The sequence below is a fragment of the Streptomyces sp. NPDC052101 genome (genome assembly GCF_040680235.1).
Classification (GTDB): domain Bacteria; phylum Actinomycetota; class Actinomycetes; order Streptomycetales; family Streptomycetaceae; genus Streptomyces.
On sequence record NZ_JBFAWH010000033.1, the window covers coordinates 1 to 12,960 of the forward strand.

Consider the following 12,960-nt stretch of genomic DNA (forward strand, 5'->3'; position numbering starts at 1 on the left):
AGTACGGCTCCACGCCCAGTAGTTCCGTGTACCAGCTCTGTGCCGCCGCCAGATCAGCGGCCCAGAAGCTGACGGTGGCAAGCCCTCGCAGCATGGGTGTCCCCTTCCTTCCCGCCGTGGATACCGCATCCCGGCCGACGCCGCGACAGTAGGCGCCAATGAGGTCAGATTCTGTCCTCACTGCGCGGTGAGTCTCGGCGAGCCGGTGGCGGTCCGCACGACCGCCCGCTGATCGTCATCAGCCTAAACCCCGGGCCAGGACAACGGCATTGTCATGCGTTCGACAGGGGGGACCAGTCATGCCGGGCCCGGAGGCCAGCGGCCCTCTTGCGGGCCGCGAAGACCATGACAGGGAGGGGCACGACTGCCCTACCGATGCGTGTGATCGTGAGGTCGGACGCTGGGGCTGTGTGCCCGTCGCCGGATCATGCGGGTTCCGGGCCCTCCAGCTGTCGTGGCACGGAGGAGTCTTGGTACGGGCAGTCGTGCGCCCGCCGGTCGTACGCCACCTGGTGCGCCCGGATCTGGTCTGTGTTGGCGACGGTCCAGGCGAGTAACCGGTTGAACGGTTCCCTTAAAGATTCCCCGAGTGGAGTGAGGGAGTACTCGACTCCGACCGGTGAGGTCGGCAGCACCCGGCGTATGATCATCCCGTTGCGCTCCAGGCGGCGAAGGGTCTGGGTCAGGACCCGGTGGGTCACGCCGTCGATGCGGCGCTTGATCTCATTGAACCGCCTCGGCTCGTCGAGGACTGCCATGACTGTCATCGACCACTTGTCGGTGATCTGGTCGAAGATTTCGCGGCAGGCGCTGTCGGAGCGGTAGGCGGGGCGTTCGGTGGTCATGGCCCCCTCAATGTTCACGGGGCGCAGTAGCCGCCTTGAGAGGGATGCGAGCGTCCCGGGCTGCGCGTAGTGAGCACGATGCAAATGCACCTGAGGTGCGTGGTACATGTGATGTGCTCATGATGTTGTCCTAACAAAGGGCTGTCAATCCCGGAGGGTCGGCACCCGGAGGTGACCGGGCCCGGCGGGTGCGCACGGGTCACGCGACGGCCGGCAGTTCGTCGGGCAGAGCGAACAGCAGGTCGTAAAGCGGCCGGCCGGTACCGTGCCAGATGGACAACGCGTAGACACTGATCGGGAAGTGGATCCAGCGCGGCGGCGCCCACACCGTGCCGCGCACGATGATCCCCTGGTTGCCGGTGTCGAGACTCGACGGCACGTCCCCGGAAGCGACCAGCAGGTTCCAGCCCCGCCTCGGGACGGCGAAGTCCGCCTCGGCGAGGTCACCGTGCAGACTCGCGCGCAGGATCGTCGTCGCCGCGATGTCAAGGGTCAGCGCACTGTCGACCAGGACGCGGTCGACCTCGAACCCGGACCCGGACAGCCAGGTGCACAGATGGTCGACCGCTGCGTCGAGCAGGTCCGCGGTGGCGCGTTCGGTGCGCACGGCGCGGCACAACAACGCCTGGTAGTGCACCTCTTCGGGCACGATGACCTGGTTGCCGATGACCGTCTTCAGCAGCGCCATGTCCAGGGAGGACGGGTCCCGGTAGACGGCGGAGACATCGCGCGCGACGGCACGCATGAACGGGTCGGCACAGTCGTCCAGCAGGAACGACCACAGCTGCCGGCACAGGTCGACCATGCGGACGCCCGTGGTCGTATGGAGGACGCGGAGCGCACAGCGCAGCAGGATCTTCTGGAACAGCGTCATGGACACCCGGAACTCCATGCCCCGCACCCACTCGTCGGCGGTCATGCACCCGTGCTCCACGACCACGTCGGCAACGAGTTCGGGATTGGTGATGTCGGCGGGCATCCAGCGCGTCCTCAAGGCGTGTTCGTCCCGGAAGGAGTCTCGCGAGTACTCGGTGTTGTTCAGCAGCAGCAACGGATAGATCACCGGAGATCCGCCCGCGGTCAGCACCTCCTCGATGCCGTTGAGGTACGAGTCGAACGTCTCACCGGGCAGGCCCCAGATGAGGTCGGTGTAGGTGGGTACGTCGAGTTCGCGGAAGCGGGACAGCAGCCGGCGGTAGTGATCGGTGCGGATGTTGGCGCGGTTGGCGATCTTCAGCACGTCCGCGTCGAAGGACTGCGCGGACAGTGTGATCGCACCGGTCAGGTCGGCGGCGTGCAGCATGCTCGCGATCTCCACGATGCGCTCGTTGCCGTTCTTCGCCCAGTTGGTGCTGACGATCAGCCGTTTGCCGTAGCGCCGGCTGAGTTCCACGATGTGCTCGGCGATCTGCCGGTCGCGGGGGAGGATGCCGAAGTTCGCGTCCGCGATGAACAACGTCGCGTCCATGGGCATCAGCCGGATCAGCCGGTCCAACTCGGCGAAGATCCGCTCCAGGTCGAACTGGCGGACCTTGGAGTTGGTCGCGCCTCCCCAGTAGCAGAAGGCGCACCCGTACGGGCAGCCCCGGTTGGTCTCGTAGACGATCAGGGACGAGCCGGTGATCTCCTCGTCCGAGTACACCGGGGTGAGGATCGGCGAGAGGACCTGGTCGAGGTCGGTGATGCGGTCCGCGTCCGGGTTGGTGACGACGGCGCCGTCGCGCCAGTGGCTGATGCCGGGAATCGCGGCGAGGTCCCCGCCGGTCAGGAAGGCGTGCAGCAGGTCGCGGAAGCGCAGTTCGCCCTCGCCGTGCACCAGCACGTCCAGCCAGGGCGCCTCGGCGAACAGCGGCTCCTGCTGGTAGCTGACATCGTTGCCTCCGACGACGACGCGGCAGTTCGGCCAGCGCTCCTTCACCTGGCGGGCCAGCTCCAGGGACTGGGCGCGGTTCCAGAAGAACACCGTCAGCGCGACGACGAACGGCTCGTCCCAGGTGTCGAGCAGCTCCTTCGTCGCCTGCTCCCCGCCGCTCTGCTCGCGCACGCTGATCCGGAAGTCGCAGGCCGCGTCGAGTACGGGATCGGCGATCGCGGCCGCCGTGAGGTAGCCGAGGGTGACGCTGTACCGGACCCCCTGCATCGCGGTGAACTGACGCGCTGAGCAGGCACTGCGGGCAGTCGCGGACGTGGCGCGTCAGCCGCTTGCGCCACAGTGCGGACGGCCGTCCGTCCCAGGAGGCGAGCGCGGCGGCCAGTTCCGTGCAGCGCGGTGAGGCGGTCACGGCCCGGACCACTGCGCGTGCGGTCTCCAACCGTTCCTTGATGCGTTGGACCCGCACTGCGGCATGCTGCGGAGTGAGGCCGCAGGCTGTCGCGAGTTCGGCGCGGGTCAGATCACCGGCGGCCTCCAGCCACCACAGCGCGAGCATCTCGCGCTCCTCGCTCTCCAACCAGCGGGTCGCCTCCACGGCTTCACGCCGCTGGCCGGACAGCGCCAGCCGCAGAATCGTCAGATCGGCGAAGTCGGCCTGCGGATCCGCCTCGTGGGCGGATTCCTCCAGCGGCCGTGCCATCGCCTGGGTTCGCCCGCTGCGCCACCGGTCACGGATCTGCCGCATGGTGATGGCGACCAGCCAGGACCGGAACCGATCCGGCCGCTCCAGACCGGGCAGCCCTTCCAGGACCCGCATCATGGTTTCCTGGACCACGTCGTCGACGTCGCTGTGCCCGTCCAGCGCCCGGCCGACGATGTTGTAGACCAGCGGAAGACAGTCCCGTACCAGCTGTTCCGACGCCTGCCGGTCCCCGGCGCGCGCTGCCACGACGACAGCGACGTCCGGCCGGTACTGAACGTCCTGTGCGCGCACCCGCTTCCCCTTCTTCCGTTGCCATACGGCCGTGCCGATGTGTCGCGGGGCGACAGTGTGCCAGAAGCGAGCCGGGTGGATTCCGGAAGGTCGGTCCCGGCTGAATTTCGTCGGCGGTTTGCTGTTATGAGCGATCGGCTCGCACGTCCCCTGTACGTACGCCCCGAACCGACAGGAGCCCAGACAGTGCCAGCGAGCCAGGACGACACCGGACCGATGATGAACCGGCGCGGGATGCTGCGGATGACGGGCGCGGTCGCGGTCGTCGGCCTCGGGACGGCCACCGCGGGCGCCGCTCCCGCCGACGCGGCCGAGGCGCTCTCCTCGCCCGCCAGAGCGAGCGGCGGGCTGGTCCATCCGGGGATGCTGCACACCCAGGCCGACTTCGACCGGATGGCGGCCAAGGTGAAGGCGGGCACGGCGCCGTACAAGGCGGGCTACGCGGTGCTGGCGGCCAATTCGCACGCCCAGAGCACCTGGAAGCCCAACCCGCTGGCGAGGGTGGTGCGCGGCGGCGACGGCACGAACGTCGGCACGCTGTACCACGATGTGCACGCCGCCTACCAGAACGCCCTGCGCTGGAAGGTCACCGGTGACAGGGCCCACGCGGACGCCGCCCGCGACATCCTCAACGCCTGGTCGGCGAAGCTCACCGCGCTCGACGGCAACGCCGACCGGTTCATCGCGGCGGGCCTGCACGGCTACCAGTTCGCCAACGCCGCCGAGATCATGCGCGACTACCCGGGCTTCGATCTCGCCCGCTTCCAGAAGATGCTGGTCGACGTCTTCTACCGGCAGAGCAGCGACTTCCTCGCCCACCACAACGGCGCCTACATCACCAACTACTGGGGCAGCTGGGATCTGCTGAGCATCGCGTGCGTCCTGGCCACCGGTATCCTCTGCGACGACCGGGACAAGGTCGACGAGGCCGTCACCTACTTCAAGTCGGGCAAGGGCAACGGCTCCGTCAAGAACCTCATCCCGCACATCCACCCGGGCGGCCTGGGCCAGTGGGTGGAGGTCGGCCGCGATCAGGGGCACGCGACCCTGGGTGTCGGCCTGGCCGGCGCCATCGCCGAGTTGGCCTGGAACCAGGGAATCGACCTGTACGGCTACGACGACAACCGTTTGCTGAAGGGCTTCGAGTACGTCGCCAAGTGGAATCTCGGCCATGACGTGCCCTACACCGCCTGGACGTGGAACTACGGCGCCCCGGGTGTCTGGAGCGGATCGCAGAACCTGACCGCCCCGTCGGCGGACAGCCGGGGAGCGCTCCGACCGATCTGGGAGTCGATCTACCACCACTACGTCAACCGCCGTGGCCTCGACGCCCCGTACGTGACCGAGTACGCGAAGAAGGTCCGTCCCGAGGGTGGTGGCGGGAACTACGGCGAGGGCGGCGGCTTCGACCAACTCGGCTTCGGCACCCTGGCCTTCACCCGCCCCAAGGCGATCGTCCCCGCCGGTGCACCGGTCCCGTCGCAGGGCACGACCGCGGACACGGGAACCACGACGGCCGCGCAGCAGCCCGCCACCGACGGGACCGGGGGGACCCGGGCACAGGGAGGCAAGGGGAATGGCCTGGCGGCGACCGGCGCGGGCGGATTCGCAGCCGTGGCCGCCACCGGAGTGCTGGCCATCGCGGGAGGCATCATTGCCCTGCGCCGTAGAGGCGCCCGCGACAGCGACTGACCGGGCCCCACGCCCAACCGTCCGGCCAGGCCCTCTTTGGACTGGCAGGTCTCCTCCACCCGCCAGCTCGATCCGGCGCCCTGCACCAGCGTGGCCAGGGGCACCGGGGGCTCATGTGGCAGCGGTGATAGGCGAGTTCAGCGTTAGTGCGATTGCCGCCGATCAGCAGCCGTTGGCTGCCGGTCCGGGGTTCGGCCAGGTCGATGACGGCCAAGCCGTAGAAGCGGTGCCCATTGGCGCCGGCCCCTGCCGGCAGCTTCTGCCAGAAGACGGTGTCTTCATTCAGCCCGGCGGCCCGGCAGAGGGGATGCGCTCGCCGCGATGCGCCACAGGTGGTCGGCGGTGCCGTTGTCGTCCCACTGCAGTGCGACGGCGCCGGCCGTCCTGGAGACGTCCTTGATGCCGAGGACTTGGCCGCTGTGGGTGTTGAGGATCCGGTAGTAGCCGTTCTCGGTGGGGACGATCTTCCCTCAATGGAATCCACGCGGGATGTGCCGAAGTGACCGGGACGGCCACGTTCACGGTGGCGTTGCCGATGGTTGAGTGGCTGTAGTTCTCGCTGAAGTCGAACCCGTTGTGGATCCAGTCGCCGGGGATGCCGCCGTTCTCCTGGAGGCGCCGGCATCCCCGGCGGTCAACTCGTCACGCGGAAGGTGGCGTCGCTGCGTCCGGTCGAGGTGGTGATCGGGTCGAGCCGCAACTCGTAGGCGTAGTGGCGGATGTAGCGGTCGGGGTGGTTGTACGACTGGAACGACGACCAGGTCGGGTCGGCGAGCCCGGCGACCTGGCGGAAGGTCGCGTCCTGGGCGAACTGGCTGCTGCCGTCGTTGTGGACCAGCTGGAAGTCGTAGTCGGAGTGGCGCAGGAAGTAGCCGGGGAAGTTCACCGACTCGAAGGAGACGGTACCGGTGCCTGCCAGGCCGGGCCTGAGCCGGAACCGTGAGTCGTCGGCCGGATTGACGTTCGGGTCGATGCGCGCGTCGAAGTCGGTGTGCCGTACGTAGCGGTCCTGGAAGTTGTACGACTGGAGCCGGCTGGCCGGGGTGCCCGGCCAGCGGGCGAGCACACGGTTCTCCTCGGCGGCCGTCAGGTTCAGGATCCAGCCGTGGCGCTTCTTCGTGCCGCCCATGTTGTAGCTGCCCGGCGCCTGCCTCTGGTAGGCCGCGGGATTGGACGGGTCGGTCGTCACGACCGGCATGTAACCGCCGCCGCTGGCGTACTGGTCGAGGTAGAGGGCCCACTTGTCGGTGCCGTTGAACTTCATCCACATAGGCCCCTCGACCTGGGAGCCGGTCAGGCCGATGCCGGAGAGGTTGCCGAGGTTGGTCCACCTCCCCAGGATCGAGTTGCTGCCTTCAAGCGTGATCTGCCCGTCACCGGAGGCCCGCACATAGCGGTATTTACCGACGCTCGACGGCACCTCGATGATCTGGGTGTCGATGATGTTCTGGGTGCCGGGGCGGTCGATGTAGACCTGCGGGGTGGTGATGGTGTGGAAGTCCGACGTGCGGGCGTAGTAGATGCGGTGCTTCAGCACACCGTTGAGCGTCGCGTTCGTCGCCCAGTACAGGACGTAGTCGTTGGTCGCCGGGTCCCAGATCGCCTCGGGCGCCCAGGCGTTGCGGCCGTCGGGGATCGCGCCGGCGACGTTGAGCAGCCACGGCTGCGACCAGTTGACCAGGTCCGTGGACTCCCACACCACGATGCTGCGGCTGGCGTTGTTCACGGCGTCGTCCCAGTTCTGTCCGCAGCCGATGCACAGGTCGGTCGCGATGATCCAGTACTTGCTGCCGTCGGGAGAGCGCACCAGTGCGTGGTCGCGCACACCCTTCGTGCCGACCGGGGAGCGTAGGACCATGCCGCCGCCGTTGAGGTCGTTCCAGTGCACACCGTCCGTGCTGTGTGAGAGGTACGTCTGCTGACCGGTCGACCCGTCCCCGGTGAAGTGCACCATCAGGTAACCCGGGTCGGCGGCCGCAGCCCGCTCGGGTGTGGTCAGGGCTTGGCCTGTGAAGAGGAGGCATGCGGCGAGCAATATCGCCGACAGCCGTGCGCGCAGCGTGGACATGTACGTCTCCTGTCGTTCTGCGAATGCCACCACGGGGTGGAAAGGGGGCGCGGTGGAGTGGCGGGGGCGGCTGGGTCTCGGTTTGCGGGACAGGCGCGGCTACCGCACGACGTGGGTGGGCGCAGTCACGGTGTCGCCCGGTTGGGGGCGGTCGTGGAAGGGGGCGGTCGGCTCTCCGATGAGGAATCAGTTGTCCGAAAAATCGAACAGCGTTCGCATAGTCGGGCAGACGCTAAATGTGGGAAGCGGGATGCGTCAATACTTCTGACATTCGTGGTGCACGTGACCGGAGAAGGCGAGTGGGTGACGCGCGCTGTTCCGTTCGTCTACCACGCCGGCAGTTCGGCCAACGGCGGCTGCGGCAACGGCAGCACCACCAGGGCCCAGAAGTTCAGTCGTCGAACTCGTACCGCAGGACGGGGCCCATCCTGTGGTACGAGCTGGGAACCCTCGGTACGGTTCAGGCCGGATACGGCAGGTCGGCCTCCGGGGTGCCGGCGGGCCGGGTGTGCAGGGTTCCGTCCGGGGCGCCGAACCGCAGCTGCCACGGGTGCGGACTGTCGGTGGTCACGTGCAGGCGGTCGCCCAGGCGGCGCAGGTGGAAGAGGGCCGTCTGACCGGGGCCGTCGGTGCTCGGGATCACCACGGTGCGCTCGGCACCGTCGGCGAAGGCGTGCACTCGCAGCTCGACACCGTCCGCCCAGGCGGAGACCGGCTGCTGGTCGTCGGCGGCCAGCGGGACGACCGAGTCCGGACGGGCCAGCAGCGGCAGGGTGTGGAAGCCGTGCTGCTCGCGGATCCAGCGCGGACCGGCGACCTGAGCACCTGTCAGCACATTGGTCCACGTGCCTTCAGGCACGTAGTAATCGACCGTGCCGTCGTCGGTGAAGACCGGGGCGACGAGCAGGTCGTCGCCGAGCATGTACTGCAGGTCGAGGGTGGCGGCGGCGGGGTCGTCGGGAAACTCCAGCACCATGGCGCGCATCACCGGGACACCGGTGGTGTGCGCCTGCTGCGCGGCGCGTTGGAGATAGGGGGCGAGGCGGTGCTTGAGCAGGGTGAACTCGCGGGTGACGGCGACGGCCTCCTCGCCGTAGTCCCAGGGCACGCGGTACGACTTGCTGCCGTGCAGGCGGCTGTGCGAGGAGAGCAGCCCGAACTGTACCCAGCGCTTGAACACGGCCGGGGTCGGGGTGCCCTCGAAGCCGCCGATGTCGTGGCTCCAGAAGCCGAAGCCGGACAGGCCGAGGGAGAGTCCGCCGCGCAGCGACTCGGCCATGGCGTTGAAGTGGGACTCGCAGTCGCCGCCCCAGTGGACCGGGTACTGCTGGCCGCCCGCCGTGGCGGAGCGGGCGAACAGCAGCGCCTCGCCCTCGCCGCGTTCGGCGCGCAGCAGGTCGAAGACGGCCTGGTTGAAGAGGTGGGTGTAGTAGTTGTGCATCCGCTCGGGGTCGGAGCCGTCGTGCCAGACGACGTCGGTGGGGATGCGCTCGCCGAAGTCGGTCTTGAAGCAGTCCACGCCCTGGTCGAGCAGCGTCTTCAGCTTACCGGTGTACCAGTCGCGCGCGGCCGGGTTGGTGAAGTCCACCAGGGCCATGCCGGGCTGCCACAGGTCCCACTGCCACACGCTGCCGTCCGGGCGCCGTACCAGGTGGCCCTCGCGCAGTCCCTCTTCGAACAGCGCCGACTTCTGCGCGATGTACGGGTTGATCCAGGCGGAGATCCGCAGCCCCTGCTGCTTGAGCCTGCTCAGCATGCCGGCCGGGTCGGGGAAGGTGTCGGAGTCCCAGTCGAAGTCGCACCACTGGTAGCCGCGCATCCAGAAGCAGTCGAAGTGGAAGACGCTCAGCGGGATGCCGCGCTCGGCCATGCCGTCGACGAAGCGGTTGACGGTGGCCTCGTCGTAGTCGGTGGTGAAGGAGGTGGTCAGCCACAGGCCGAGCGCCCAGGCCGGGGGCAGGGCGGGGCGGCCGGTGAGCGCGGTGTAGCGCTGAAGGACCTGCTTCGGGGTCGGTCCGTGGACGACGAAGAACTCCAGCGACTGGTCCTCGACGCTGAACTGGACCTGGCCGACGGACTCGGATCCGACCTCGTAGCTGACCTTGCCGGGGTGGTTGACGAAGACGCCGTAGCCGCGGTTGGTCAGGTGGAAGGGGATGTTCTTGTACGCCTGCTCGCTGCTGGTGCCGCCGTCGGCCTGCCAGATGTCCACCGTCTGCCCGTTCTTGACGAACGGGGTGAACCGCTCACCCAGCCCGTACACCGACTCTCCTACGCCCAGGGAGAGTTGCCCGAGCATGAAGTGCCGGCCGGCGGCGTCGGTGACGAAGCCGGTGCCGCGCTCGCCCACGGAGGTCAGCACCCGCCCGTCGGCGCTGAACTCCAGATGCCACGGCTGCGAGGCGTCCACCCGCAGCGACAGCTCACCGGCGCTGAGCTCGATCACCGTGCCGTCCCGGTGCACCTTTCCGGCGCCCGGTTCCGCGCCGGGCAGCGCGAACTCCGGCCCCCGCCGCACCGAACCGGCGTGGTGGGTGGCACGCACCCCGATCACACCCTCGGCCGGCGACCAGCACTCGACGGTCAGCAGCGGGCTGTTGAGCGTGCCGCCACGGCTGCGCACCTGCTTCACCGGCGCGTAGAGGGTCATCCGGTGCTCGTCGGCCCGGACGTCCGCGACCTCGGTGGCGTAGCGCGCCGTGACGCCCGGACGCATCAGCCAGTAGCCGTCGGTGAACTTCATGGGGTGGTCTCCTCCGTCCGCGCGTGGTGCGCGGTGATCAGGCCCCGGTACCAGTGGTAGCTGTCCTTGGGCGTTCGGGTCAGCGTGTCGTAGTCGACGTGGACGATGCCGAAGCGCTGGCCGTAGCCGCGCGCCCACTCGAAGTTGTCCAGCAGGGACCAGACGTAGTAGCCGCGCACGTCCACCCCGGCGGTGACAGCGGCGGCGACGGCTGCGAGATGGTCCGTGAGGTAGTCGATCCGCGCGGTGTCGTGGACCCGGCCGTCGGGGGCGACGGTGTCGGTCTCGGCGGAGCCGTTCTCGGTGATCCAGATCGGCGGAAGCCGCGGGTGGCGGGTGTGGAGTCCGCAGAGCAGCTCGGTGAGCGCCTCCGGGACGACGGGCCATCCCATGGTGGTGTGCCGGGTCCCGTACGGGTCCACCTCGGTGACGCCGATGTCCACGGCGGTGCGCAGTTCGGGGTCGGCCGTGCGGTGGGGGGCGGCGGCGACCGTCACGGGGCGGTAGAAGTTGACGCCGAGGAAGTCCAGCGGGGTGCCGATCAGTTCCAGGTCGCCGGGCAGCCGCCAGGGACCGGCGGCGAGGCCGGCCCAGGTCTCGTCCTCGTGCGCGGGGTAGCGTCCGGCGAGGAGCGGCTCGGTCCAGACCTCGTTGTGGAGGACCTCGGCCCGGCGCAGGGCGGCCTGGTCCTCGGGGTGGGCGGAGGCGGCGTGGATCTGGTCGAGGTTGAGGGTGATCCCGATCTCGCGGGCGCCTGCGGCACGCAGCGCGCGTACCGCGAGGCCATGGGCGACCAGCAGGTGGTGGGCGGCGGCCAGCGCGCCGCGGCCTTCTTCGGCGCCGGGTGCGTGACGCCCCTCGGCGTGGCCGACGAAGGCGGAGCAGTACGGCTCGTTGAGGGTGATCCAGCGCTCCACCCGGTCTCCGTAGCGCTCGGCGGCGACGGTCGCGTACTGCGCGAACGCCTCGGCGGTCTCCCTGACGCGCCAGCCCCCACGGTCCTCCAGGGCCTGGGGCAGGTCCCAGTGGTAGAGCGTGACGGCGGGCGCGACACCGGCGGCCAGCAGTTCGTCGATCAGCCGGTCGTAGAAGTCCAGGCCCTTGGCGTTGACCGGCCCGGTGCCCTGGGGCAGCAGGCGGGGCCAGGCGATCGAGAACCGGTAGTCGTCGACGCCGAGCCCGCGCAGCAGGCCGATGTCCTCGCGGTAGCGGTGGTAGTGGTCGCAGGCGGTGTCACCGGTGGCGCCGCCTAGGGTGCGGCCGGGGGTGTGGCTGAAGGTGTCCCAGATGGACGGGCCGCGGCCGTCCTGGTCGTGGGCGCCCTCGATCTGGTAGGCGGCGGTCGCGGCTCCGAGGCGGAACCCGGGGGGCAGCTCGGGGAACGGGCGCGCGGTGGGCCCGGATGCGTTGGACACGGTGTTCAGAGCTCCGGAGACAGGCCGCGCCGGTGCGGCCGGGCCAGTCGGGTGGGCGGGTTGGAGCCGCGGCCGCCGTCGTGGTCGGGGAACGACCACACGGCGACGGTGCGGTCCTGGCCCGCGGAGTGGTTGATGGCGGCGCAGACCGTCGAGGGCGGGCGTACAGGAGCCATCACGTCGGCGCTGAACAGCGCCGGAGCGGTGGCCCGTTGGGGGAAGCGGATGCTGTCGAAGCAGTCGAGGGTGGCGAAGGTCGCCTTCACGCGGCGGTGGCTGTGCCGGTGCGGGTACTTGGTGACCTTCAGGTACTGGCCCTCGCGGCCAAGGCCCCGGCAGCAGGCCGTCGTCGGCTGACCGGTGTGCGGCGGGTCCGCCGGGCAACCGTCCTTGTTGTGACCCCGGTGCGGATCGCGCGACAGACCTACCACGGGCGGCCACGTCCAGCGCTGTTGGTGTCGGAGCCGATCGTCGGCCGTCGGCGCCGGTGAAAGGCGTTCATCGCCACCGACACGGCCGTGGCGGTCTCGTGCACGAGGTCCCCGTCCCGGATGACGCCGAGCCCCATTGCCTGCGGGAAGACAGTGGCCCCGCCGAGCCAGGCCACGCAGCGCGTACTGGTGAGGCAGAGCGATCCGCTCTTCGGGTGTGAGCCGTTGCAGCAGGTCGTCGATGCGCTGATCCCACGGCAGCGGGGAACGCGGAACGGCCGCCGACCGACGGCGGGCAGGAAAGCAGAACCCACGGGAGGGGCACCTCGACGAGAGGAGAGACTCGGTTGGTGAAGCGCTTCGACGCTGTCATTACCTGAGATGTGGTGTCAATGCCTGGCAAGAAAGAAAGGCTCCCTTGCCTGCATCCTCTTGTTTCGCGACAAAATCCTCATTACCTTGCGTCCTAGGTGAAGCGCTTCGACGATCCTCCGAGGGGGCTGCTGCCATGAAGCACCAGATGAGCCGTTGGTGCTGTCCGCGGGCTCCACGGTGAGCCGCGCCTGGATCGTCTGTCGGCGCTACCGGTGTCGGGCGCGCCGGGCGCGCATGTTGCTCGGTCCGACGCAGGAGCCGGTGCCCGTGGGCCCGATCGTCCTCGGCGTTCGGACAACCGAGCCGCCCACACCGCGTGATGCACGCACCTCCCCGACGTCATCGCCCTCGGCGTCGAACTGCCGGACGGAACCTTCACCTCGCTCGCGAGTCGCGACGGCGGCTGTCTGCCGACCGGGGCGGTCGGCGATTTCACCGGCCGTGTGACCGGCGGACCTGCATGGCGCCCAGGGCGTGAACCACTTCGACTGGTGCGGCTACGAGCCGCTGGCAGGGGTGAGGCA

Annotated in this window: 9 protein-coding genes and 2 pseudogenes; 1 reads left to right on the plus strand and 10 read right to left on the minus strand. The window is 69.2% G+C overall.

Annotation, left to right across the window (positions count from 1 at the left end; all coding sequences use genetic code 11):
• The 4 genes and pseudogenes from AB0L75_RS36355 to AB0L75_RS36370 form a co-directional block, all read right to left on the minus strand.
• Positions 1 to 94: VOC family protein (locus AB0L75_RS36355; RefSeq protein ID WP_365190137.1), on the minus strand; the 94-nt coding region annotated here is incomplete at its 3' end.
• 331 nt (positions 95 to 425) lie between these two features.
• On the minus strand, positions 426 to 845 hold the full coding sequence (locus AB0L75_RS36360; RefSeq protein ID WP_365190027.1) for a helix-turn-helix domain-containing protein: 420 nt from the start codon (positions 843 to 845) through the stop codon (positions 426 to 428).
• A gap of 199 nt (positions 846 to 1,044) precedes the next feature.
• Positions 1,045 to 2,985, minus strand: a complete 1,941-nt coding sequence (locus AB0L75_RS36365; protein ID WP_365190030.1) for a radical SAM protein — start codon at positions 2,983 to 2,985, stop codon at positions 1,045 to 1,047.
• A gap of 25 nt (positions 2,986 to 3,010) precedes the next feature.
• Positions 3,011 to 3,712 (minus strand): annotated as a pseudogene (locus AB0L75_RS36370) (sigma-70 family RNA polymerase sigma factor); the annotation flags it as partial.
• Between the two features lie 186 nt (positions 3,713 to 3,898).
• Between AB0L75_RS36370 and AB0L75_RS36375 the strand changes: the two are divergent.
• On the plus strand, positions 3,899 to 5,404 hold the full coding sequence (locus AB0L75_RS36375; RefSeq protein ID WP_365190032.1) for an alginate lyase family protein: 1,506 nt from the start codon (positions 3,899 to 3,901) through the stop codon (positions 5,402 to 5,404).
• Positions 5,405 to 5,427: 23 nt separating this feature from the next.
• Here the strand turns inward: AB0L75_RS36375 and AB0L75_RS36380 are convergent.
• From AB0L75_RS36380 to AB0L75_RS36405, 6 genes and pseudogenes are all read right to left on the minus strand, one after another.
• A pseudogene (locus tag AB0L75_RS36380) lies at positions 5,428 to 5,669 on the minus strand (IS701 family transposase); the annotation flags it as partial.
• A gap of 13 nt (positions 5,670 to 5,682) precedes the next feature.
• Positions 5,683 to 5,868, minus strand: a complete 186-nt coding sequence (locus AB0L75_RS36385; protein WP_365190139.1) for an RICIN domain-containing protein — start codon at positions 5,866 to 5,868, stop codon at positions 5,683 to 5,685.
• A gap of 170 nt (positions 5,869 to 6,038) precedes the next feature.
• A complete protein-coding gene (locus AB0L75_RS36390) occupies positions 6,039 to 7,472 on the minus strand; it encodes a glycoside hydrolase family 43 protein (RefSeq protein ID WP_365190034.1) in 1,434 nt (477 codons plus the stop codon).
• A 460-nt stretch (positions 7,473 to 7,932) separates the two neighbouring features.
• Positions 7,933 to 10,215, minus strand: coding sequence for an alpha-xylosidase (gene yicI / locus AB0L75_RS36395; RefSeq protein WP_365190036.1), 2,283 nt, complete (start codon positions 10,213 to 10,215; stop codon positions 7,933 to 7,935).
• Positions 10,212 to 11,639 (minus strand): GH1 family beta-glucosidase, encoded by a 1,428-nt coding sequence (locus tag AB0L75_RS36400; RefSeq protein WP_365190141.1) that lies wholly within the window; start codon positions 11,637 to 11,639, stop codon positions 10,212 to 10,214. Before AB0L75_RS36400 ends, yicI begins: the two co-directional genes overlap by 4 nt.
• Positions 11,636 to 12,061, minus strand: coding sequence for an acetylxylan esterase (locus AB0L75_RS36405; RefSeq protein ID WP_365190038.1), 426 nt, complete (start codon positions 12,059 to 12,061; stop codon positions 11,636 to 11,638). The genes AB0L75_RS36400 and AB0L75_RS36405 overlap by 4 nt, the downstream gene beginning before the upstream one ends.
• Positions 12,062 to 12,960 lie beyond the last annotated feature (899 nt).